The following is a 21,847-nucleotide window of genomic DNA, read 5'->3' on the forward strand; positions in this document are numbered from 1 at the left end:
AGATCGCCTCCGGCCCGCTACCGGGCATCGTCAGGTCACCACCCAGCGCACGAGTCGGTAGGCCGCGTCGCGCCAGCGGTCGGGGAGATGGCGCGTCGCGATCATGACGCTCGCGAGCGTCCCGACGGGGTAGCGCGGATTCGGGTCCGAAGCGCAGGCGGCGTCGCCGATGACCGCCGCGACCTCCGAGGGGTGGACGCCGAAGTCGTTGCCGCTCCCCAGCACGTCCGTGTCCTCCTGCACGCTGTAGAGGTCGTGATACGCCCCGGAGCGCTCCAGGCGGTCGAACTCCGACTCGGCCCGATCACCGAACGCCGTCGCGACGGGCCCGGGTTCGACCAGTACGACGTCGATCCCGAAGTCCTCGACCTCGACGCGGAGCGCGTCGCTCATGGCCTCCAGCGCGAACTTCGACCCGCTGTAGGCGCCGGCGCCGCCTGTGGCGACTCGGCCCTGGACGCTGGAGACGTTGACGATCGTCCCCGACCCGCGCTTGCGCATGTGCGGGAGGACCGCGCGGGTGAGCCGGTGCGGGCCGTAGACGTTCACGTCGAACTGGTCGCGGACCGCCTCGACGGGCACGTCCTCGATCGGGCCGTACTGGGCGTAGCCCGCGTTGTTGACCAGGCAGTCGATGCGACCGGTCTCCTCGGCGATCCGATCGACGACGCGCTCGACGTCGGCGTCGCTAGTCACGTCGAGTTCGGCCGTCTCACACCCCGCCTCCGCGAGGTCGGCCACGTCGTCGGTGTCACGAGCCGTCGCGTAGACCGTCCACTCCCGCCGCAGGAAGTCGACGGCGGTCGCGCGTCCGATCCCGGACGAGGACCCCGTTATCAGCGCCGTCTTCGTCATGTGCCCGACGACGAACGCCCGCAAGTTAAGTCTCCGCCGTCGGAGGCGCCCGAGGCGACCCGCGGGCAGGCCGAGTCGCTCGCGGCCCGGTCACGGGAGGTATTTCACCGCGCGACCACAACCACGACGCCATGGGCCATCACACGTTCCCCGCCGAGGACGCGGACAGACTGGAAGACGCCGCCCGGCGCTATCGCCACTGCTCGACCGAGGAGCTCTACTGGACGCTGGACCCCGACCCGGACGACGCGGTCGTCGATCTCGGGAGCGGTACCGGCTTCTACACCGACGACGTGGCGCCGCACGTCGGCGAGGTCTACGCCCTCGACGTGCAGGAGGCGATGCACGACCGCTACCGCGAGAAGGGTGTCCCCGACAACGTCGAGCTCGTCACGAGCGGTGCGGACGAGTTGCCCTTCGACGACAGCGCGCTGGACGCCGCGTTCGCGACGATGACGTACCACGAACTCCCCGGCGCGGCGGTCGAGGAAGTCGCCCGCGTCCTCCGTCCGGGCGGTCGGTTCGCGATCGTCGACTGGACCGCCGAGGGAGCGGGTTCCAGCGGTCCGCCGGTCGAAGAGCGCTACGACGCCGACCACGCCGCGGCCGCACTCGGCGACGCGGGATTCACCGTCAAGTTCCGGGCGACCCGCTCGGAGACGTTCGTCCTCGTCGGCGTCCGCGACGAAAGGTGAGACGGCTCCGAAGCGGTCTCAGAGGTCGTCTCTGACTTCGGCCTTCACGTCGTCGGCGTACTTGTCGGCGAGTCGCGTCGGTTCGGGGAGCTTGTACCCGTTCGCGCAGGCCAGTGCGACGTCGGATGCGGTGTCGGCGCTGACGCGGTGGCCGGGACTGACGATCAGCGGGTTCACGTACCGGTCGGCGTTCTCGAACTGGCGGGTCTGGACGGCGTCGCCGATGTGCGTGCCCGGTTCGGCCGTCTCCACGTCGGCGTCGGCCTCGATCGCGACGCGGGCGCCCTCGGGGAGTTTCCGGTCGAGCGACTCCCGCGGCGTGCCACAGAGCAGGCTCTTGGCGACCCCGACGGTCGGGAGGTCGAGCGTGACGCCGACGTGCGTGGCGATGCCGGCCTCCCGGAAGTGGATGCGTCCGCTCCCGTCGAGCAGGGCGAGGTCGGGCTCGCGCGCGAGCAGGTCGAACGCCGAGAGGATGGCGTTCCCTTCCCGGAAGCTCAGCAGTCCGGGGATGTAGGGGATCTCCACCGGTTCGACGGCGTAGGCGCGCTCGACGACCTCGCCGCCCCGCAGGAGCACGATCGCGCTGACGGCGTGGTCGTCGACGAACGACTGGTCGACGCCGGCGACCAGCGGCGGGCCCGCGGCCGGGTCCGCACCGGCTTCGCCACCGCTCGCGTCCACGTCGGCGAGACTCGTCTGTTCGTCGTCGGTGGCGGCGGCGTCGTCGCCGCAGACCGCCGCGGGATCGACGGCGAGGTCGTCCGCGAAGACGGCGACCTCGGCGATCTCCCGCTGGAGGGACTCCATGTCCTCGCGGGAGAGGGAGGCGTCGGGGACGAATTCGGGGCGAACGATCTCCATCAGAACGGACCGCGGCCACCGGGGCCGCCCGGTCCGCCGGGTCCGCCCGGACCGCGGCCGCCGGCGCCGAACTGGAGCTGGTTCGGCACGCGGTGGCGGCCCTTCACGTGCCGGCCGTAGAGCAGGCCGATGACCAGCCCGAGCAGGTGGGCGACCTGGGCCGTGCCACCGGCGCCCGCACCGGCGGTGAAGATCCGGAAGACGGTGTAGCCGGTGTACCCGACCGTCAGCAGCCACAGCGGGACGGGCAGGATGAAGTACAGGTACACCCGGAGGTTCGGGTTCAACACGGTGAGCACGCCCATGATGGCGAGGCCGGCGCCGCTAGCGCCGACGACGCCCGCGGTCGCCGTCTGCGGGATGCCGCCGATCTGGACGATGTAGTACCCTATCTGGGCGAGGCCTGCGAGCGCGCCGCTCCCGAGGAAGAGGAGGGTGAAGTCCCGCGACCCGACGTAGTCCTCGACGATGCGGCCGAAGAAGTAGATCACGATGCTGTTGATCCCGATGTGGAACAGCGAGAACGGCGCGTGCGCGAAGATCGACGTGAACCACGTCCAGACGTACTCCGGATGGCTCGCCCGGAGGGTGAATATCGCGCTGTAGACGTCCCCACCGGCGACGAGGATCACGACGTGCTGGAGCAGGAACGTGACCCACATCGCGCCGAGGAAGGCGTAGGTCATGTTCCCGCGGAAGTACGCCAGCGGGCCGCCGGGACCGGTGTCGATCCCGAGTCGGTCGCGGAGGCCGCCCCCGCTGGCGTCGTCGTCGACGCTGTCGTCGAAGCCGCTATCGAAGACGCCGCCGGGGTCGGACCAGTTGTCCAGGCCCGGACACCCGTGGTTCTCGGGGAGGCGGTGTTCCGCACAGAACGTGCCGCCGCAGTGGCGACACTGGTACGGCATGTTCTCCTGTTTGCCGCACTCGTCACACCTCGACATTACAGGCTCTTGGGAAGGTACCGGCAAAGGGATTGTGTTTGGCCGTGTCCGCGGCGGTCCCTCCGGTGAGCCGCCACGGAACGGGCGCTGACGGAGTGACTGGCCCGAGAGTGGCCGCCACCCACGCACTTACATGGGATCACCGCATCAGTCCCCCTCGTGAACGAGACGAGTCCCGATCCGCGGGTCCTCATCGTCGACGACGAAGCGGAGGTCGCCGACGTCTACGCGCTCCGTCTCCGCGAGGAGTACGACACGGAGACGGCCTACGGGGGGGAGGAGGCGCTGGAGGTCGTCGACGAGTCGGTCGACGTCGTGTTGCTGGACAGGCGGATGCCGCAGGTGTCGGGCGACGACGTGCTCTCGGCGATCCGCGACCGGGGGCTCGACGCCCGAGTCATCATGATCACCGCCGTCGACCCGGACTTCGACATCGTCGACATGGCGTTCGACGACTACCTCTGCAAGCCCGTCCAGAAGGGGGACCTGGTCGCCGCCATCGAACAGCAGCTGACTGCCAGCCGGTACGACGAGCGACTCACCGAGTACCTCGAAGTCACCTCGAAGATCGCGCTGCTCGAAGCCGAGAAGAGCGAGCCCGAACTCGACGCCAGCGACGACGTCGCCGACCTTCGCGAGCGCGCCGCGCGCCTGCGGGAGGACATCGACGAGGCGCTCGCGGAGTTCGACGACTTCGAGGCCGCGTTCAACGAGATCAGCCGTCACGCGGAGTGACGGCGCCGCTGGACGCAGGTCGTCGGAAACGAGACCACACGCCCTGAGCGCGAGCCACGGTCGCCGATCGCGGCGACTCGGTCAGCAGAAGTTCGCGGTGGCGAACACGTCGCCGCGCCGGGTGATGTCGACGCCGACGCCGACCTCGTCGGCCCCTGGTCGCGTCAGTCGCGGCCGATACGTCGACGTGTTCCACCACGCGTCGACGACCGCCCGCGCGACGGCGCTCTCGTCGCCGTTGAACTGGCGCTCGCCGTTCTGACGGTACGACTCTCCTGCGATCGTACGCCCAACGGCTTCGAGCGCGTTGTCGTCGGCGGTCACGAGCGAGTTCCCGTCCGGCGCGGACCAGCGACAGCGGTCGTACAGGCTGTTCTCCCGGTACCGGTCTGCGCTGGCCTGTCCGTCGATCCGGTGGATCGCCTCGTCGACGTCAGCCATGCGGACGCTGTGGCCGCGGGCCATCTCGACAAGGTCGTCGACGCTGTCCCCCTCGTAGTCGAGGCGGTCGAGGTCCCGCTCCGCTCGGCGGTCGTTGATGTACTCGGCGACCAGCCGCTCGATCTCCCGTTCGTCGAACGACTCGGCCGGGACGTCGGTCAGCGCCGGCGTGGCCGTCGGCGTGGCCGTCGGCGTCGACGTGGGTGTGAGCGTCGGATACGGCGTCGGCGTGGTCGTCTGCGTTCCCCCGTTCGCCCCAGTACCGGCGGGTGCGTCGGTCGTCGGCGGGAGCGTCGGTAACGACGTCCGTTCGACGGTCGTCGGTGACGAGTCGTCGTCCCCGACGACCGGCGCGTCGGGCTGAGTCAGCGCGGCGCCGACGAGGACCGCGACGACGATCAGCGCGACGAGGCCGCCCCCCGCGACCAGCAGCGTCGGCTTGTTCACGTCAGCCATAGTCGGGGGTGAGTCCCCCTCCCAATAACTGTTGCGTCCACGACATCCGACGGGAGCCCACGCGACGCCCGCTCGCTCGACCGCTCAGTCGTCCGCCCCGACCGGCCCGTCGAGCGCCGCCCGGATTCCCGCGGTGACGGTGTCCGGCGTGGCCGCCGCCGCGGCGTCGACCGGCCGTCCGAACCCGTCTGAGTCCGCCTTCGGGGAGTTTCTGGCGTCGGATTGCCGCGAGTCAGTCGGGTCGCTCGCGTCTCCCACTCCGGTCGCACCGGTCGTGTCGACCGCGTCGTTCGTGTCGGTCGCGGCGGTCGCGTCGGCCACGTCCGCCGGTCTGACATCCCCGGTAGACACCCGGACGACCGCGGGGTGATCACGTGCAAGCGCCCGGAGCGCGGGGGCGACCGGTTCGACGACGACGGCCGCGTCGGCGGCCGACAGCAGGTCGCGGGCGCGGGCCTCGACGCCCGCGTCGAGGGACGCGAACGCCGGCGCGGTCACCGTCTCCGCGGCGAGTTCACCGGCCGTGGCGACCGCCACGTCGCCGTCCGGGGCCGGCCCCACTGTGACTGCCGCGCCCGCCTCCGCGAGCGCCGCAATCGTCCGCGCAGTCGCCGCGCCCGTACCGACGACGTGGACCGTCCGATCGAGGTCGCCGGACTCGGAGAGCGGCGTCACGGCGGGGGTCCCTGTCACGGGGTTGGGCAGGACCGCCGCCTCCGTGTCGAAGGCGGTCCCGAGGTGCTCGGCGGTCAGGACCTCCGGCGGCGGCCCGACCGCCAGCAGGTCGCCGTCCGCGAGAACGGCCAGCCGGTCGCAAAAGCGGGCCGCAACGTCCAGGTCGTGGATGGCCGCCAGCGCGGCCTTGCCTTCGGTGTCGACCAGGTCGCGGACGAGTTCGAGCGTCTGCACCTGGTGGTTCACGTCCAGGCTCGCCGTCGGCTCGTCGAGGACGAGCGCGGGCGTCTCCTGTGCCAGCGCCCGCGCGAGCACGACCCGCTGGCGCTCGCCGCCGCTGAGCGACGCGATCGAACGGTCGCGGAACCGCGCCGTCTCCGTGCGGTCGAGCGCGCGTTCGACGGCCGACTCGGCGTCGGGATCACCGCTGAACCGGCCGTGATACGGCGTCCGGCCCATCTCGACGACGTCCTCGACGGTGAACTCGAAGGCGACTGTCGTGTCCTGCGGGACGGTCGCGACTCGGCGGCTCGCCTCCCGCGCCGACAGGCCCGCGACCCGTTCGTCGGCGACCCGGACCGACCCCGCGTCGGGGTCGAGAACGCCGTTTATCGCCTTCAACAGCGTCGTCTTGCCGGCGCCGTTGGGGCCCACGAGGCCGACGAACTCGCCGGCGCCCACGGAGAGTGACACGTCGTCAAGTACCTCTACATCGCCGTACCCCGCCGAGATGCCGTCGACCTCGATGAGGGGTCGGTCAGTCGCGCGAGCCGCGGAGTCAGCGCTCGGTTCCGTCGCGCCAGGGCCGCGCTCGGACTCGCGGCCGCCCGCGAACTCGTCGTCCCGCCCCCCGTCGCCCCCGGTGTCGCCGAGGAGACTCTCCACCGAACTGGGCAGGCCGAGGCTCACAGCGAATGCACCTCCCGCGTCCGGAGGAGATAGAGGAAGAAGGGCGCGCCCAGCGCTGCGGTGACGATGCCGACGGGCACCTCGACGCTCCCGGAGCGCGCGACGGTGTCCGTCGCGACGAGGAAGGCGGCTCCCGCGATGGCGCTCGTCGGGAGCAAGATCCGGTGGTCGGGACCGACGACGAGCCGCATCATGTGCGGGACGACGAGCCCGACGAAGCCGATTGAGCCGGCGACGGCGACCGCCGCGGCCGTGGCGACGCTGGAGACCGCGAGCAGGATCCGCTTCGTCCGTTCGACCTCGATCCCGAGCGTGTGGGCGTCCTCCTCGCCGAGCAGCAGGACGTTGAGGTCGCGCGAGTACGCCGCGAGGACGGCGAAGCAGGCCACCACCACCGGCGCGGTCACGGCCACGTCCGACCACGCGGCGTTGTGGAGCCGCCCCATCAGCCAGTACAGCGCCTGTTCGAGGCTCTCGCCGGCCTGGAGGAGGAGATAGGAGACGACCGCACCGAGGAACGTCTGGATCGCGACGCCCGCGAGGAGGAGCGTCGCCACGGGAGTTCGCCCCCCTTCGGTGGCGATGACGTAGACGACGAAGGCGGCGACGACCGCGCCGACGAACGCCGCGGCCTGGATACTGAAGGGGCCGGAGAACGACAGCGCGATCGTCGCCACGGCGCCGACAGCAGCGCCCGAGGAGACGCCGATGATCGACGGGTCGGCCATCGGGTTCCGGAAGAACCCCTGCATCACCGTCCCGGCGGAGGCCAGCGCGAACCCGACCGTCGCGCCGAGGGCGATCCGCGGCAGCCGGATCCGCCGGACGATGGTCTCGTCGGTCGAGTCGACGGGGAACGAGAAGAGGTAAGTGTACGAAAGGTCCGGGACCGGCACCGAGAGCGTCGCGCCGAAGAGGGCCACGGTGCCGCTCCCGAAGCGGACGCCGGTCGGGATCCCGACGGCGTTGAGCGCGGCTTTCGCGACCTCGGGAAGCGGGACCGCGACCGGGCCTCTGGTCGCGCTGACCAGCGCGACGGCGACCAGCGCTACGGTCAGCCCGACCGACCACCCGGTCGCCCTGGTCCGGACGTTCATGGTCATCAAGTCTGGTTGCAGTAGGTAAGTATTTATTGCAAAGAGGCACAGCCACAGACGCCATGAGAGACGCGACAGCAGTCGTCGGTGCCGCGCTGGTGCTCGTCGCCGCGTTCGGGGCGGTCGCGACCCCGGCGGCGGGTGCCGGCGTCGGAACGGGTGCAGCGAGCGCGAGTGCGAGCGGTCTCGCGGACTCGCACTGCACCTATCCGATGACGCTCACCGACGAGACGGGAACGGAAGTAACGATCGAGGAGGACCCCGACCGAATCGCCGCCCTGGCCCCGAGCGCGGCCCAGATCCTCTGGAGTATCGGCGCGCAAGACGAGGTCGTCGCGATGCCTCGGGACTACAACCTGGGCTACCTGAACGGCACCGAAGGCAAGACGGACGTCGTGCAGGACGACGGGACCGTCATCACCGAGGCGGTCGTCGGGAGCGAGCCCGACTTGGTGCTCGCGCCGAACGTCGTCCCGAACGAGACCGTCCAGGCGCTCCGTGACAGCGGGCTGACCGTCTACAAGTTCGAGAGCGCCGCCGATCTCGAAGACGTCTACGCCAAGATCGAACTGTACGGGCAGTTGACCGGCCACTACGACGAGGCCGGGCAAACCAGCGCCCGCATGCAGGGACAGGTCCAGGCCGTCCGCGACGCCGTGAGCGAGGAGGAGAACCCCCGCGTGTACTTCTCGCTCGCGAGCGGGTGGACCGCCAGCGAGAACACCTTCATCGGCCGGCTGATCGAAGCGGCCGGCGGCGACAACATCGCCGCGGGCGAGATCAACACCAGCAACGGGTACGGTCAGCTCAGCGACGAGGTCGTCACCCAGAAGGACCCCGAATGGATCGTCCAGAACGGCCAGTTCGGCACAGTGCCGAAGACCGCCGCGTTCAACGAGTCGACGGCCGTTCAGGAAGGGAACATCGTCCGGGTGAACCGGAACTTCATGAGCCAGAACGGCCCGCGGAACGTCCAGCCGCTGAAGAAGATGGCCCAGGCGTTCCACCCCGATGTCTACGAGAGCATCGACTTCTCGGCCGTTGAGACGCCCGATCCGGTCTCCTGTCCGACGCCGACGCCGTCGCCGACCGCGACGGCCACCCAGACGGCGACGGCCGAGACGGGTGACTCGACCGCGACGCCGACCACCACGCCGGAGACGGGCGACACGCCGACCGAGACGCCCGTCGTCGAGACGACCAGCGACGGCGGCCCCGGCTTCACGGCCGCGACCGCGCTGGTCGCGTTGCTCGCGGGCGCGCTGTTCGTGCGTCGACATCGGTAGGACGGCCGTCACCGTCTTCGCGGCAGGACTGATGCGAACACCTTTTTTCGCCGGAGACCGCGCCGACCGGAAAGACCCTTACGTAGGCGGGTTCTCAGGGCCGCGTATGGTCGAGAACGTCATCTGGCCGGCGGCGCTCGACGTCACCCGCACGCGCAGCGAGGGGCGTCGCGTGTCGACGGATCTGGCGGTCCCGGAGCCGACGGTCGACGAGATCGCACAGGCCGTCCAGCAGGTCGGGTACGACGCCGTGATCGAGCGCGACAAGACGTACCCCCGCGAGTACGAGCCCCGAGGACGCGTCCTCGTGAAGGACGCCGACGACGCCAGCAAGACCGACCTGCTCGGCGCCGTCGCCGCCTATCTCGGCGTCATCCGCGAATGAGCGACGCGGAAAGCGGTGCGCGGCGCAGCACGGAGGTCCGGCCGTGAAACGCGTCGGAGAGGTCGTCCGGATCGCCCAGCACCTCGCGATCGTCCGCGCCCCCGACGCCGAGCACGTCGACATCGGCACGCCCGTCGTCGACGAGAACCTCGACGGTCTGGGCCGCGTCGTGGACGTGTTCGGCCCGGTCGACCGGCCCTACCTGGCCGTCACGACCGACGACGACGTGCACCCGCCGGCGCTCGTCGGGACCCCGCTGTACGCGCGGTAGACGGCCGGCGCGAGAGCGGCCTGCATCTGTCACCCCGGATCTTACACGCTACCGGTCCGAACGTGGAGTAGATGCAGTTGTTCAGTGGCGACCGGGGCATCGGCGTCACGGAGGCGATCCACGACCTGGCGGAGTGGCCGGTCGTCCTGCTGTTCGGACTGGTCACCCAACTCGGCGACGGGTGGTTCCTGTTCGTCCTCGGCGGTGCGCTCTTCGTCGCCGGCGAGGAGTTTCCGCTCTGGGGGATCGACCGCCGCCGCGCGCTGTTCGTCTTCGCGCTCGCGCTCACCTACGTCGCCGTCATCGGCGCGCTCAAGACGTTCTTCGGGCTCGGTCGGCCGCCGGGCGCGATGGAACCGCCCGACGTAGGACTGTTCCCGGGCGCGTTCGACGCCCTGTTCGAGAGCGCCACCACCGCCGACGGTCCCGGGTTTCCGAGCGGCCACGCGCTCGGGACCACGATGGTCTGGGGCGGACTGGCGCTGGTCCTCGACCGGTGGTCGCTCCGCCGGCGAATCGCCGGCGCCGCCGCGGTGATCGGGCTCGTCTCGCTCTCGCGGCTCGTCCTCGGCGTCCACTACCTCGTGGACGTCATCGTCGGGGCGGCCGTCGGCGCGCTCCTCCTCGGCGCGCTCTACCGGTTCGCCGACCGCGGAACCGACCCGGGGCGGGTCCTGGTCGTCGCAGTCGCGGTCGGTGCCGTCGGCCTGCTCAACGGATTCACCTTCGACAGCGTCGCGGCAATCGGCGGCGCCGTCGGCGGCTGGCTCGTGTGGCGGCTCGTCGCGGACTCGACGCCCGCTCACCCGTCCGACCGGCGAGAGGTCGTGGCCGGGTTCGCCGTCCTCGCGGTCGCCGGCGTCCTCTTCAGCGCCATCGAAGCGTTCGAACCGCCCCTGGCGCTCACCTTCACCGGGACAGCGGTGGCCGTGGGCGGCGCCGTCGGCGCGCCGCTGTTGGGAGAGCGACTCGGGTGAACGGCCGGCGATAGCGGCGCCGCCCGTCTCGACCGCATGGTGCGACCGCTTCGTCGTCGACGCGGGCCCGGCGGCGGTGGTCGACGACCCGTCGGCCGTAACCCTCAAACGGGTCGTGGGCGAGGTGTGCACATGGACCAGCGGTCGCGCGCGTACGTCGCTTCGGGGGCTATCGTCGGGATATTCTTGCTCGTGCAACTCGGCGCGCTCGCGCTGGTCGGTCCGTTCGAGGAGTCGGGGAGACAGGCCGTCGAAGACCCGCAGGACCCGGCGAACAGCCTCATCTACGTGGCCGTCATCCTCGTGATGACCGGCGTCATGCTCGCGATCATCAGGTACAACGTCGACTGGCTGCTGCGGGCGTTGCTCGTCGGGACGGGCGCGTACATCGGCCTGTTCGTCTTCCTGGAGCTGTTTCCGCCAGTCGTGACCGTCCCCGTGGACGGCGTGGCCGTCAACGTCCTGCCGTGGCTCGGTGCCGCCGCCCTCGGCCTCGCGCTGTGGTTCCACCCCGAGTGGTACGTCATCGACGCCGCCGGAATCGTCATGGGCGCCGGTGCGGCGGCGCTGTTCGGGATCAGTTTCGGCGTGCTGCCGGCGCTCGTGCTCCTGACCGTCCTCGCCGTCTACGACGCCATCAGCGTCTACGGCACCGAACACATGCTCACGCTCGCCTCCGGCGTGATGGAACTCAAGGTCCCCGTCGTCCTCGTCGTCCCGCTCTCGCTGTCGTACTCGTATCTCGACGGCGGGATGCCCGACCCCGTCGGTGACGACGCGGACGAGAACGAGGCCGACGTCGCGGAGGAAACCGAGAGCCAGCGAGCGGTCGAGACGGACGGCTCGGACGAACGGCGGGCCGAAACGGACGGCCGGGACGGCGAGACCGTCTGGGAAGACGAAGCCGAGGACCTCGATATCGACAGGGAAGCGCTGTTCATCGGTCTCGGCGATGCGGTGATTCCGACGGTGCTCGTCGCCAGCGCGGCGTTTTTCGCCCCCGATTCCGTCCCGACGGTCGACCTGCTGGGGATCCCCGCGACGCTCCCGGCGCTCACGGCGATGGTCGGGACCACTGCCGGGTTGGTCGTCCTGCTGTGGATGGTTCTCAAGGGTCGCGCCCACGCCGGTCTGCCGCTGCTCAACGGCGGCACCATCGCCGGCTACCTGCTCGGCGCGCTCGCGAGCGGGCTGACGCTCGCGCAGGCGACCGGGATCGCACCGTACATCTGAGCGAGCCCGGGGCCGTGATCGGCACCGAACTGGACACCCCGTTCCGCGACCTACCGATCAATAGTATCGCCTACTTCCGAACGAAGGCGACATCGAGAACCCGATTCGCGATCGCCCCTGGGGAATATTAGGACGCTAGTGGTGCTTCCACACAACGCTTCACTGTGGTGATAGAGACTCACACACTATGAGCAAAGCAGGCAGTTCGCGGCGGAGCGACTCCGGCGGTTCGAGGGGACGGCTCGGCTTTCGCGCAGCCGACGACAGAGGGTGTCCGAACTGCGGTGAGGTCGCGCTCGTGTTCGACCTTTCGACGGACGGTCCGCGCTGTCGGGTGTGCGGGGAAGCGGCCTGACACGAGGTACTCGTGGAACGGGTGGTCCGTCGAGCAGACGAGCGATCCGGCAGCGCCGGGTGATCCGCCTGGGACGGCCGGCCCGCTCGCTGGTCCCCCTTCGGACTGACTTCCGGATACAGAACAGTGAAATCGGCGTCGCCACAACACCGGCCCATGTCGCTCGACTCGCTGCCCCGACTCGGCCTCGGCACCTACTCCGACGACAACCGCGAGCAGTGGCGCGAGAACGTCAGCACCGCCCTCGACGTGGGCTTTCGCCACGTCGACACCGCGCAGGTCTACGAGAACGAGCAGTACGTCGGCCGCGGCATCCGGGACAGCGACGTCGACCGCGACGACCTCTGGCTCTCGACGAAGACCGTCCACCACGACGTACCGCCCGAGCCCGAGCAGGTACCCGACGCCATCGACGGCTGTCTCGACCGCCTCGGCGTCGACGCCGTGGACCTGCTGTACGTCCACTGGCCCTCCGGCATCTACAGCCACGAGGAGGTCCTGCCGGCGTTCGAGGCCGCCTACGAGGAGGGCAAGACCCGCCACATCGGCCTCTCGAACTTCACTCCCGAACTACTCGACGAGGCACGCGAGTTCCTCGATGCCCCGATCTTCGCCCATCAGGTCGAGATGCACCCGCTGCTCCCCCAGGAGGAACTGGTCGAGTACGCCCAGGAGCACGACCACTGGCTGGTCGCGTACTCGCCGCTCGGCAAGGGCGCGGCGCTCGAAGCGCCAGAGGTGCAGGACGTAGCGGAGAAACACGACGCGATGCCCGCCCAGGTCAGCCTCGCGTGGGTCCTCTCGCACGACAACGTCGCCGCCATCCCCAAGGCGAGCAGCCGCGAGCACATGGAGCAGAACCTCGCCGCTCAGGACCTGGAACTCGACGACGAGGACATCGAGCGCATCGACGCCATCGACCGCCGTCACCGGGAGATCGACGCCGACCACGGCCCCTGGAACTGGTAGGTGACGCCGGTGCGCTCCGTGGAGACAGTCCAGAGACGCTCGGCGTCCGCTCGGTCGTAGGAGGCGTCGCTGGAGCGCTGTTTCTCGGGGTAGCCGCGCATGCCGAACAGACCGCCGGGACCGACGTAGTCGCCCCCGTCGACCTCGGGCGCCGTCGCGGCGTAGATCAGCGGGAGCGCGCCCTTCTCGGCCGACTGGGCGAAGACTGCGTTGAGAGCGGTCATCGCGTATCGCTTGATGGTCGATCCCTCCTGTTCCGGGCCGCGTCCCTGGAGTTCGGTGTCAGCGTAGCCGGGGTGGCAGGCCGCCGAGAGCGTGTCCTCGATATCTGCGGCGTCGAGGCGGCGCTGGAGTTCGTAGGCGAAGAGGAGGTTGGCGAGTTTCGACTGGGCGTAAGCCTCCCACTTCCCGTAGGCGTCCTCGTGATCGAGGTCCGCGAAGTCGATCTCGCCGCGCTCGTGGACGCCGCTGGACTGGGTGACGACGCGGGTCTCGCCGGGCGTCTCGACGATCCGGTCGAGGAGGTGCCCGGTCAGCACGAAGTGACCGAGATGGTTGACGCCGAACTGCGTCTCGAAGCCGTCGGCGGTCTCCGAGCGTGGGATCGCCATCACGCCGGCGTTGTTACAGAGGACGTGCAGTTCGTCGTAGTCCTCGCGCACGCTGTCGGCGAACGACTCGACCGAGGCGAGGTCGGCCAGGTCGCATTCGCGCACGTCGAGATCCGGGTCGGTGATCTCGGCGCGGATCTCGTTCGCGGCGCGGTCGCCGCGGTCCGTGCTCCGACAGGCCATCACGACCGTCGCGCCCTTCACGGCGAACATCCCGGTCGCCTCGTACCCGATACCGCTGTTCGCTCCCGTGACGACGACCGTCTTCCCCGAGAGGTCCGGTGCGTCCGCCAGAGTCCACTCGCTCATACCGACGTGTCGGTCGCCGGTCACTCAAATCCCTCGCCCGACACGGGGGACGCCACCGGTGTCCGCGGGCCGCGAGACCCGGTGGTCAGTCGATCGACTCGGCCGAGTCACCGACCGGGCCCCCCGCGACGGTCACCGTCGTCAGGAGAGCGACGATGCCGACCGTCAACAGCGCGCCGAGGACGAACGGCGACCAGTAGACCACGACGGCGTAGAGAGCGGTCATGATCGGCGGGCCGACGGTCCGACCCAGGCTCCCGGCGCCCTGCGTGACGCCGAAGGCGCTGCCCTGGCGGTCGGCGCTGGCCGCGAGCGAGACGAGCGTCGTCAACGCGACGGTCAGCAGGCTGTTGCCGAGCGAGAGCAGCGTCAGCGCGCCCAGTAACGCGACGACCCGGGGGCCGAACCCGAACAGCCGAACCTCCCCGAGGAACGCGCGCCCGATCTCGGGCGAGAAGGGGAACGCCCCGAGCGCGACGACGAGCAGGAGCGCGCCGGCGATCGCGAGCCGGCGAGCGGGGACCCGCCGGGCGAGTCGCCCGACGAGGACGCCCTGGTTGAACACCGCGAGCGCGCCGACGTAGGTGAGCAGGAGACCGGCCTGCGAGGCGTCGTAGCCGTACACGTCGGCGACGTACGGGATGAAGGCGATCTGGATGCCGGAGAACGCGATGGAAGCGACGAGGAACGCCGCCACGAGCGGTCGCAGGGTCGCGTCGCGGAACGCGTCGACGAACTCGCCGATCACGCGCGGGCGACGGGCAGGCCCCGCGCGACGGTCGGGTTCGGGCAGGAACGCCGCGGTGGCGACGAACGCGACGAGGCTCAGCAGGGCGGCGCCGAAGCTCGGGAGCGAGAAGCGCGTCGCCGGAAGGAACTGGGGGAAGACAGCGTCGGCGCCGGCGACGACAGTGTCGCTCGCGAGCACGGACCCCAGCGCCGGCCCGAAGACGAACCCGAGACCGAACGCCGCACCGACCAGACCGAGCGCGCCCGCGCGGCGGTCGGCGGGCGTCACGTCGGCGATGTACGCCTGTGCAGTGGCGATGTTGCCGCCCATCGCGCCGGCGAGCATCCGCGCGAGGAACAGCGTCGCCAGCCCGGCGGTCGTTCCCGCCACCGCGCCGACCTCGCCGCCGAGACCGAACACCGTCCAGGCGACGGCGTTGGCCGCGAGCGAGATCATGAGGATCGGACGGCGGCCCCGGCTGTCCGAGAGCTGGCCGAGCAGCGGCGCGAAGACGAACTGCATGAGCGAGTACGAGGCCGCCAGCAGGCCGTAAACCACGTCACTCGCGCCGAAGTCACGCACGTAGAAGGGGAGGATCGGGATGACGACGCCGAAGCCGAGCAGGTCGATGAAGACGATGGCGAGCACGGCGAACAGCGCCCGGCGACCGCTGGCGGCCGGCCGGACGACGGCGCGGGGGTCCTGCACGCCTCTCTCGTAGGGAGTCCGCGGCCGAATAGCTAGGGGCCAGACCGACAGGACGGCGGTACCGGCGCGGTGGGCCCCTGGCGCGGCCGGCCGCGCTCCGCCGGTCAACGCCTCCCTCGCTCGTCGAATTCGAAGGCGAACCAGCCGCCCGCGCAGGCGACTCCGCCGCGCTGGACGCGGCCGTCGGAGGCGAGTTCGACGTCGTACCCGTACAGCGTCGCCTCGCCCTCTCGCAGTTGCGCGGCGATCGATTCGAGGTCGGCGGCGATTCGGTCCTCGCGGCTGCGGCGTTCGCTCATATCGGGATATGGCGCGCCGGGGAGAAAAATCAGTCCTCGCGCGCCCGCGAGACGACCGCGCCGAGTCCGCGCGTCGCGGCCTCTGGGTCGTCTGCGCCCGTGACCGCGGTGATGACCGCGACGCCGTCGGCGCCGGCCTCGACCACCGGCCCCGCGTTGTCGGCCGTGATGCCACCGATCCCGACGACCGGGATATCGACCGCGTCGGCGATGGATCCGACGCGGTCGGGACCGATCCCGTGCTCGTCGTCGTCGATGTCGTCCTTCGACCCGGTCTCGTACACCGCGCCGACCCCGAGGTAGTCGGCGCCCGCCCGCTCGGCGTCGCGAGCGTCGTCGACGAACGAGACCGAGCGACCGACGAGGGCGTCCGGTCCCAGTTGTTCGCGCGCGACCGGGACGGGCAGGTCGTCGTCGCCGAGGTGGACGCCGTCGGCGTCCACCGCCCGCGCGATGTCCACCCGGTCGTTGACGATAAGCGCCACGTCGGCCTCGCGCGTGAGCGCACGGAGCTTGCGCCCGAGGTGATAGCGCTCGCGGGCGCTCCGCCCTTTCTCCCGCAGCTGCACCACGTCGACGCCCCCGGCGATGGCCCCTTCGACGATATCGACGGTCGTGCGGTCCGCCGAGAGGCGCTCTTCCGTGACGAGATAGACGTCCCAGTCGGGCATTACCGAGCGGTTCGGCTCCACCGACCTGTTACTTTCGAACCATCTTTTTCCGGCGGGGGTGTCCTCGCACGCCTGCGGCGCGCTGCGGGCACAGCGTGGCGGCGTAGCCGCCACGTTATTCGGTCGCGGGCCGCCGGCCCGCGACCCCCCGACGCAAAAACATGGGTGAAAACACCGTCAGAGCAAAGCTCTGACGAGGTCTCGCTCGCTCCGCTCACGAGACAGGCCGAGCGCTCGCTTCGCTCTGACGGTGAACCGCGCCTCACTTCGTTCGGCGCGGATGCTCAGTACGGGCTGTAAACGCATCGCTCGGTGTAGACGAACAATTGACCGCTCCGTGCAGAAAACGAATTATCGGTAGAGGAGCGTCATCGCTTGGCACGGACGACGAGGGTGTCGGCGGCGTGGTCTCCGACACGTTGTCTGTCCTCGCTCAGTAGCATGATAACGAGGCCGAGTGCGTAACTGAAAAGCCCATCTACGACACGAAGGAGATTTCGGGTAATCGCCTGATAAAACGTGATAGGTCCCCCACGACGGTTGACAACGACAATCCCAGCGAGGCGCTTTCCGACGGTCTGCCCAGTCGCCCCCTCGAGGGCGATATAATAACCCAATACCCCGATAGGCATGCCGATATAGACGCCTGCGACCGAATCGAGCAGAGTCGCTAACCCGACACCAAGTATCCCTCCGATGACGAGTGAGAGTATCTGGTCAAGTACGAACGCGCCGACTCTCCCAAGAATAATATCGTCTTGCGTACCGACGTAGCCGATAGATGTTTCAGACATAACTAGTGTAATAGACAAGTGAGCTAAATATTTTCTGTGGATATGAAGGCAGTAATCAAGCGTTCAATTCGCAAGATCAACTGCACGACATCGCGACTGGCCGCGGTCTTATCTCGCCGGCGCCACTACCCAGAGCCATGACTGACGACACACCGGGGATCGAACCGGAAGCGCTCCAGGCACAGATAGACGCCGGGGAATCCGTTCGTCTCCTCGATCTGCGCAACCGCGACGAAGTCGACGAGTGGCACCTCGCGGGGTCGGGCGTGTCGCTGACGCAGAAACCCTACAACCGGTTCGTCCAGGCGCGGGTGACCGGCGATCTCGACGAGTTCCTCGCGGACGTCGAGGGCGAGGGACCGATCACCGTCGTCTGCGCCCGGGGAGAGGCCAGCGCGGAGGTCGCCGCGGAACTGGCCGGGGGCGGGTACGACGCCCGCAACCTCACCGGTGGGATGGAAGGGTGGGCGCGACTCCTCCTCGCCTCGGAGGTCGAAGACGCCGTCCCGGACGACGGCGAAGCCGACGCCGAGCTCGTCCAGTACCGCCGCCCGTCGAGCGGCTGTCTGGGGTACGCGGTCGTCTCGGACGGCCAGGCGGCAATCGTCGACCCGCTGCGGACGTTCACCGACCGCTACGTCGCCGACGCACGCGAGCGCGGCGTCGATATCGAGTACGTGATCGATACGCACGTCCACGCCGACCACATCAGCGGCCTGCGCGAACTGGCCGCGGCGACCGACGCGACGCCGGTGATGCCGGCACCGGCCGTCGACCGCGGCGTCACGGACGACGTCGAGACGGTCGCCGACGGCGAGGAACTCCGCGTCGGCGACCTGTCGATGGAGGCCGTCCACGCGCCAGGACACACGACCGGGATGACCGCCTTCGCCGTCGGCGACGCGCTCCTGACCGGCGATAGCCTCTTCGTCGACGGCGTGGCTCGGCCGGACCTCGAACGGAGCGACGACGCCGCGGCGTTCGCCATCGACCTCTACCGGACGCTCACCGAGCGCTTCGCGCGGTTCCCCGACGAGACGGTCGTGGCGCCGGGCCACCACGGCGAGGGTGCGACACCCGACGGATCCGGGACGTTCACGGCGTTGCTGGGCGACTGTCGGGACCTGCCCGTCTTCGCGCTGGACGAGGAGTCGTTCGTCGACCGGATCACCGAGCGGACGCCGCCGCGGCCGGCCAACCACGAGCGGATCGTCGCGATCAACCTCGGCCGCGAGTCGGCGACCGACGACGACGCGTTCGAACTGGAACTGGGACCGAACAACTGCGCGGCCGCGCCCGCCGACGACTAATCCTCACCAACGGCGTCTCGGCATCGAATCGCCTGTCCGCGGCCGTCGGCGAACGCGATCCGACGCCGTAGTCTGACCCGCCGACGAGACGGCCGACCGGATCGCGATCCAGTTCCCACCGAGACGCGAGGACGAGAGCCGAGACGGCGGTGACGTGGCGATCCGGTTATCAGCACTGAGTTTCGGCGGAGTACCTTTTACCGTGATATCGAGCGAGTACTACCCATGCAGCGCCGAGATCTCACGAGACAGCTACTGCGGTATGCAGGGGCGGCGCCCTCGCGCGCGAGGGGGCCGATCCGCCGGGTGAGGGGATCGAGACGCGAACGCGCCGCCGGGACACTGGCGTTCGAACGAGCGCCGCACCGGCGGGGTGGGCGGTGATGGAGTCACAGACCAGGAAGCTCCTGGCGGTCTATCTGGCGGTCCTCGTGACGGCCCCGGTGGTTCTCACCGTCGGAGGCGGGCTCGCCGCGGGGAACACCCTGTCGGTGGCGAACGACCCGGTCGTCGGGGACTCGCCGATGGTCGACGCGCCGGACGCGGAGATCGATCCGAGCAGCGACTCGACGATCCCGGTCTCGTACAACGTCGAGGACGAGGGCGTACCAGCCTCCGACCTCGCGCTGTTGCTGATCGACGGTGACGGTAACCTGCTGAACAAGCAGTCGCTGCCGGCGACGAAGCAGGACAACTTCTCGGCGGTGATCCCGGCCGGCGCCGTCACCGCTGACGGCACGCTGACGGCGAGCGTGTACGACACGAGCGGCGACACGCTCTCGCCAATTTCCGGCGCCTCCGACACGTCGTCGGTGACGGTGACGGATCCGACGGCACCGACCGTCTCCGCGGTATCCCTCGGCGAGTCCGAGGGCGACCTGACGCTGACCTTCGAGTCGAGCGAACCGCTCGATACGCTGTCGGTCACCGTCGACGGGCCGAACTCAGGGACCGACTGGGTGACGTTCACCCGGAACGACTTCACCGAGCTCGACCGCCAGGACGGCTACTCCTACGAGCTCTCGGTGACCCAGGCGTACGACGACGGCGACGGCGTGTACGCGGCGACCGTCGACGACGCCGTCGACGCCGCCGGCAACAACGGCGGCGAGAACGGCGCCGGGAGCGATCTCTCGGCCACCTACGACACGTCGGGCCCGTCTGTCGAGTCCAGCAGCGTCGACGTCGTCGACGGCCCGGGGTCGGCGAGTTCGCTGCAAGTCGACGCGTTCTACGCCTCGGGTCTGCTACAGGTACAGATCAAAGACAGCGAGGGAAGCTACGAGCTCGCGGACGACGGCATCACCGCGTCGACCCGCATCGAGACGACCGTCACCGTCTCCGACGACAACCCACGGGCGCTGATCGGGAACGGCCACGACGTGTCGTGGACGCGGACCGACAACGGCGACGGGACCACGACGCTCGTGATCTCCGGGCGACCCTCCGAGACGGACCACTACTTCCCGTCGCCGGACACCTGGCCGGGCGACCTGACGGCGACCGACCACCGCGACCTCTCGATGACGTTCGCGACCGATTCGATGTCGTCGTTCCCGAGCGACCGTCGCGACCGCCTGGACGGCATCGTCTTCATGACCGACGCGCAGTCGTTCGCGCCGCCGCGGTACAACACCTCTGGGGCGACCGACGCCATCGAGTTCGACGTGAGCGCCCCCCACTACGCCGCGGACGGGAGCACCAACCAGGGCTTCGTCGAGGCGTACATCCCCCAGCCGATGCTCGACCACTGGGGCGTCTCCACGGGCGCCATCTCCGGCACCTACAACGGCGAGAGCCGAACAACGACGATCACTGAGAGGTCCGACGGCGTGCTCGCGGAGCTGTCGGTCCACTACTCGTCGGGGACGGCCGCGTTCACCGTCGACACCGAGGCCCCCACCGCTAGCGCCGGCTCCGACCGGACCGTCGAGGAGGGGACGTCGGTGAGCTTCGACGGATCGAGTTCGCAGGACAACACCGCGGTCGAGACCTACGAGTGGGACTTCGATGGCGACGGGTCGACCGACGCCACCGGCGCGACGGCGTCGCACACCTTCGCCGAGCCGGGCACCTACGACGTGACTCTGACCGTCACCGACGCCGCCGGTAACGCCGATACGACGACGGTGACAGTCACCGTCGAGTCGGCCGAAGACGGCGGGAGTTCGTCCGCCGATTCGTCGGATCGCGGCGGATCGAACGCGCCAGTCACCGTCTCGCGAAACGGAGATGTCACGAACGTGCGCGTGCGCGACGCCGCGGAGGCCGGTCCCATCGACCTCGGTGACCGCGGCGAGGTCCACGCCGTCGGCGTCGACTCCCTGTCGCTCGATACGAGCGCGAACGAGTTCACGCTCGACGTCTCCGCGCACCGCTCGGTCCCCGACGGCACGCCCCTGCCCGACCGGACCGACGTGGGCGAGTCCACTGCGGGCTACCTGCAGATCGACCACTCCGTCGCCGACGGGGATATTTCGGGCGTGACCATCGGCTTCACCGTCGGGTGGGACGCGCTCACGAGCGGAACGAACGCCAGCGAGGTCGTCCTCTACCGCCACCACGACGGCGAGTGGCAGCCGCTAGCGACCGAATTCGTCCGCTACACCGACCGGGGGGCGCGCTTCGAGGCGGAGTCGCCCGGCCTCTCCGTGTTCGCAGTCGGCTCGGAGACCGCCACCGCGTTCTCCGTCTCGCCGACCGCTCCCGCTGGAGACTTGGCGGTCGGTGACTCGGTCACCGTCTCGGCGCGCGTCTCGAACGACGGGACCGCTGCCGGGACGAAGACCGTCGCGCTGCGCGCTGACGGCGCCGTCCGCGCCACGCAGAACGTGACGCTAGACCCAGGTGAGTCGACGACGATCGAGCTGTCGACCGCGCTCGATGCGGCCGGCGACTACGACCTCACCGTCGACGGGGTCGACGCCGGAACGGTCTCCGTGACCGCGGCGTCGACGGCCGAATCGACGGTCAGCGCGACGCCGACTGCGACCCCGACGTCCGAGTCGCCATCTGTTGTGACTGCGACCGGAACGCCAGAGTCGGGGCCGGACGCGGTCGAGACGGCGGCGCCCACCGCGACAGCGACCGACAGCGCTGGCGGCCCCGGATTCGGTGCGGGCCTCGCGGCCCTCGCCGTCCTCGCGCTCGCTATCGCGCTCGCTCGGCGTCGGGACTGAGCGCTCTCACCGTTCTCACTGGATTCAGACGGCTGTGATAGCACGCCTCGGGCTGGTCGAGCGAGGATCGAGCGACTGTCGTCGACTGT

Annotated in this window: 21 protein-coding genes; 10 read left to right on the forward strand and 11 right to left on the reverse strand. The window is 69.8% G+C overall.

Annotated elements, in window-relative coordinates; translation table 11 throughout:
• Positions 1–30: 30 nt before the first annotated feature.
• A complete protein-coding gene (locus tag ACMGFH_RS12160; protein WP_415378710.1) occupies positions 31–855 on the reverse strand; it encodes an SDR family oxidoreductase in 825 nt (274 codons plus the stop codon).
• A gap of 131 nt (positions 856–986) precedes the next feature.
• Here ACMGFH_RS12160 and ACMGFH_RS12165 point away from each other — a divergent pair, with 131 nt between their 5' ends.
• Positions 987–1,550 (forward strand): class I SAM-dependent methyltransferase, encoded by a 564-nt coding sequence (locus ACMGFH_RS12165; RefSeq protein ID WP_415378711.1) that lies wholly within the window; start codon positions 987–989, stop codon positions 1,548–1,550.
• Between the two features lie 18 nt (positions 1,551–1,568).
• Here the strand turns inward: ACMGFH_RS12165 and ACMGFH_RS12170 are convergent, their stop codons facing one another.
• Both ACMGFH_RS12170 and ACMGFH_RS12175 read right to left on the reverse strand, forming a co-directional pair.
• Entirely contained in the window at positions 1,569–2,414 is an 846-nt protein-coding gene (locus ACMGFH_RS12170; protein ID WP_415378712.1) for an endonuclease V, read from the reverse strand.
• Positions 2,414–3,358 (reverse strand): rhomboid family intramembrane serine protease, encoded by a 945-nt coding sequence (locus tag ACMGFH_RS12175; protein ID WP_415378713.1) that lies wholly within the window; start codon positions 3,356–3,358, stop codon positions 2,414–2,416. The genes ACMGFH_RS12170 and ACMGFH_RS12175 overlap by 1 nt, the downstream gene beginning before the upstream one ends.
• Before the next feature lie 159 nt (positions 3,359–3,517).
• On the opposite strand from ACMGFH_RS12175, the gene ACMGFH_RS12180 reads away from it, so the two are divergent.
• On the forward strand, positions 3,518–4,093 hold the full coding sequence (locus ACMGFH_RS12180) for a response regulator (protein ID WP_415378714.1): 576 nt from the start codon (positions 3,518–3,520) through the stop codon (positions 4,091–4,093).
• 81 nt (positions 4,094–4,174) lie between these two features.
• Here the strand turns inward: ACMGFH_RS12180 and ACMGFH_RS12185 are convergent, their stop codons facing one another.
• The 3 genes from ACMGFH_RS12185 to btuC form a co-directional block, all read right to left on the reverse strand.
• Positions 4,175–4,990, reverse strand: a complete 816-nt coding sequence (locus ACMGFH_RS12185; protein WP_415378715.1) for a CAP domain-containing protein — start codon at positions 4,988–4,990, stop codon at positions 4,175–4,177.
• An 84-nt stretch (positions 4,991–5,074) separates the two neighbouring features.
• A complete protein-coding gene (locus ACMGFH_RS12190; protein WP_415378716.1) occupies positions 5,075–6,574 on the reverse strand; it encodes an ATP-binding cassette domain-containing protein in 1,500 nt (499 codons plus the stop codon).
• Positions 6,571–7,671 carry a vitamin B12 ABC transporter permease BtuC gene (gene btuC, locus ACMGFH_RS12195; protein WP_415378717.1) on the reverse strand — a complete coding sequence of 367 codons (1,101 nt, stop codon included), beginning with the start codon at positions 7,669–7,671 and terminating at the stop codon, positions 6,571–6,573. Before btuC ends, ACMGFH_RS12190 begins: the two co-directional genes overlap by 4 nt.
• A 62-nt stretch (positions 7,672–7,733) precedes the next feature.
• On the opposite strand from btuC, the gene ACMGFH_RS12200 reads away from it, so the two are divergent.
• The 6 genes from ACMGFH_RS12200 to ACMGFH_RS12225 all read left to right on the forward strand — a co-directional run bounded on the left by ACMGFH_RS12200 (position 7,734) and on the right by ACMGFH_RS12225 (position 13,147).
• On the forward strand, positions 7,734–8,957 hold the full coding sequence (locus tag ACMGFH_RS12200; RefSeq protein WP_415378718.1) for a PGF-CTERM-anchored ABC transporter substrate-binding protein: 1,224 nt from the start codon (positions 7,734–7,736) through the stop codon (positions 8,955–8,957).
• Positions 8,958–9,063: 106 nt separating this feature from the next.
• Entirely contained in the window at positions 9,064–9,342 is a 279-nt protein-coding gene (srp19, locus tag ACMGFH_RS12205; RefSeq protein WP_415378719.1) for a signal recognition particle subunit SRP19, read from the forward strand.
• 43 nt (positions 9,343–9,385) lie between these two features.
• On the forward strand, positions 9,386–9,613 hold the full coding sequence (locus tag ACMGFH_RS12210) for an H/ACA ribonucleoprotein complex subunit GAR1 (RefSeq protein WP_415378720.1): 228 nt from the start codon (positions 9,386–9,388) through the stop codon (positions 9,611–9,613).
• 71 nt (positions 9,614–9,684) lie between these two features.
• Positions 9,685–10,590 carry a phosphatase PAP2 family protein gene (locus tag ACMGFH_RS12215; protein WP_415378721.1) on the forward strand — a complete coding sequence of 302 codons (906 nt, stop codon included), beginning with the start codon at positions 9,685–9,687 and terminating at the stop codon, positions 10,588–10,590.
• A 132-nt stretch (positions 10,591–10,722) separates the two neighbouring features.
• Positions 10,723–11,823, forward strand: a complete 1,101-nt coding sequence (locus tag ACMGFH_RS12220) for a presenilin family intramembrane aspartyl protease PSH (RefSeq protein WP_415378722.1) — start codon at positions 10,723–10,725, stop codon at positions 11,821–11,823.
• Positions 11,824–12,334: 511 nt separating this feature from the next.
• Positions 12,335–13,147, forward strand: a complete 813-nt coding sequence (locus ACMGFH_RS12225; protein WP_415378723.1) for an aldo/keto reductase — start codon at positions 12,335–12,337, stop codon at positions 13,145–13,147.
• Here ACMGFH_RS12225 and ACMGFH_RS12230 read toward each other — a convergent pair.
• From ACMGFH_RS12230 to ACMGFH_RS12250, 5 genes are all read right to left on the reverse strand, one after another.
• Entirely contained in the window at positions 13,105–14,067 is a 963-nt protein-coding gene (locus ACMGFH_RS12230; protein WP_415378724.1) for an oxidoreductase, read from the reverse strand. The genes ACMGFH_RS12225 and ACMGFH_RS12230 overlap by 43 nt on opposite strands.
• 85 nt (positions 14,068–14,152) lie before the next feature.
• On the reverse strand, positions 14,153–15,505 hold the full coding sequence (locus tag ACMGFH_RS12235; protein ID WP_415378725.1) for an MFS transporter: 1,353 nt from the start codon (positions 15,503–15,505) through the stop codon (positions 14,153–14,155).
• A 104-nt stretch (positions 15,506–15,609) separates the two neighbouring features.
• Entirely contained in the window at positions 15,610–15,804 is a 195-nt protein-coding gene (locus tag ACMGFH_RS12240; protein ID WP_415378726.1) for a hypothetical protein, read from the reverse strand.
• A 29-nt stretch (positions 15,805–15,833) separates the two neighbouring features.
• The gene (gene thiE, locus ACMGFH_RS12245) at positions 15,834–16,475 is read right to left on the reverse strand and encodes a thiamine phosphate synthase (protein WP_415378727.1); all 642 of its coding nucleotides are present in this window, start codon (positions 16,473–16,475) and stop codon (positions 15,834–15,836) included.
• A 368-nt stretch (positions 16,476–16,843) separates the two neighbouring features.
• Positions 16,844–17,269 (reverse strand): RDD family protein, encoded by a 426-nt coding sequence (locus ACMGFH_RS12250; RefSeq protein WP_415378728.1) that lies wholly within the window; start codon positions 17,267–17,269, stop codon positions 16,844–16,846.
• A gap of 137 nt (positions 17,270–17,406) precedes the next feature.
• On the opposite strand from ACMGFH_RS12250, the gene ACMGFH_RS12255 reads away from it, so the two are divergent.
• Together ACMGFH_RS12255 and ACMGFH_RS12260 are read left to right on the forward strand one after the other, a co-directional pair.
• Positions 17,407–18,579, forward strand: coding sequence for an MBL fold metallo-hydrolase (locus ACMGFH_RS12255; RefSeq protein WP_415378729.1), 1,173 nt, complete (start codon positions 17,407–17,409; stop codon positions 18,577–18,579).
• A gap of 383 nt (positions 18,580–18,962) precedes the next feature.
• On the forward strand, positions 18,963–21,758 hold the full coding sequence (locus ACMGFH_RS12260) for a PKD domain-containing protein (RefSeq protein WP_415378730.1): 2,796 nt from the start codon (positions 18,963–18,965) through the stop codon (positions 21,756–21,758).
• The last annotated feature ends 89 nt before the right edge of the window (positions 21,759–21,847 follow it).

It is taken from the genome of Halosimplex rarum, from assembly GCF_047715405.1.
Taxonomy (GTDB): domain Archaea; phylum Halobacteriota; class Halobacteria; order Halobacteriales; family Haloarculaceae; genus Halosimplex; species Halosimplex rarum.

Bases quoted from the DNA above. Each gene is read 5' to 3' on its own strand.
- ACMGFH_RS12160 (WP_415378710.1), bottom strand. From the start codon at position 855: ATGACGAAGACGGCGCTGATAACGGGGTCCTCGTCCGGGATCGGACGC.
- ACMGFH_RS12165 (WP_415378711.1), top strand. From the start codon at position 987: ATGGGCCATCACACGTTCCCCGCCGAGGACGCGGACAGACTGGAAGAC.
- ACMGFH_RS12170 (WP_415378712.1), bottom strand. From the start codon at position 2,414: ATGGAGATCGTTCGCCCCGAATTCGTCCCCGACGCCTCCCTCTCCCGC.
- ACMGFH_RS12175 (WP_415378713.1), bottom strand. From the start codon at position 3,358: ATGTCGAGGTGTGACGAGTGCGGCAAACAGGAGAACATGCCGTACCAG.
- ACMGFH_RS12185 (WP_415378715.1), bottom strand. From the start codon at position 4,990: ATGGCTGACGTGAACAAGCCGACGCTGCTGGTCGCGGGGGGCGGCCTC.
- btuC (WP_415378717.1), bottom strand. From the start codon at position 7,671: ATGAACGTCCGGACCAGGGCGACCGGGTGGTCGGTCGGGCTGACCGTA.
- ACMGFH_RS12200 (WP_415378718.1), top strand. From the start codon at position 7,734: ATGAGAGACGCGACAGCAGTCGTCGGTGCCGCGCTGGTGCTCGTCGCC.
- srp19 (WP_415378719.1), top strand. From the start codon at position 9,064: ATGGTCGAGAACGTCATCTGGCCGGCGGCGCTCGACGTCACCCGCACG.
- ACMGFH_RS12215 (WP_415378721.1), top strand. From the start codon at position 9,685: ATGCAGTTGTTCAGTGGCGACCGGGGCATCGGCGTCACGGAGGCGATC.
- ACMGFH_RS12220 (WP_415378722.1), top strand. From the start codon at position 10,723: ATGGACCAGCGGTCGCGCGCGTACGTCGCTTCGGGGGCTATCGTCGGG.
- ACMGFH_RS12225 (WP_415378723.1), top strand. From the start codon at position 12,335: ATGTCGCTCGACTCGCTGCCCCGACTCGGCCTCGGCACCTACTCCGAC.
- ACMGFH_RS12230 (WP_415378724.1), bottom strand. From the start codon at position 14,067: ATGAGCGAGTGGACTCTGGCGGACGCACCGGACCTCTCGGGGAAGACG.
- ACMGFH_RS12240 (WP_415378726.1), bottom strand. From the start codon at position 15,804: ATGAGCGAACGCCGCAGCCGCGAGGACCGAATCGCCGCCGACCTCGAA.
- thiE (WP_415378727.1), bottom strand. From the start codon at position 16,475: ATGCCCGACTGGGACGTCTATCTCGTCACGGAAGAGCGCCTCTCGGCG.
- ACMGFH_RS12250 (WP_415378728.1), bottom strand. From the start codon at position 17,269: ATGTCTGAAACATCTATCGGCTACGTCGGTACGCAAGACGATATTATT.
- ACMGFH_RS12255 (WP_415378729.1), top strand. From the start codon at position 17,407: ATGACTGACGACACACCGGGGATCGAACCGGAAGCGCTCCAGGCACAG.
- ACMGFH_RS12260 (WP_415378730.1), top strand. From the start codon at position 18,963: ATGGAGTCACAGACCAGGAAGCTCCTGGCGGTCTATCTGGCGGTCCTC.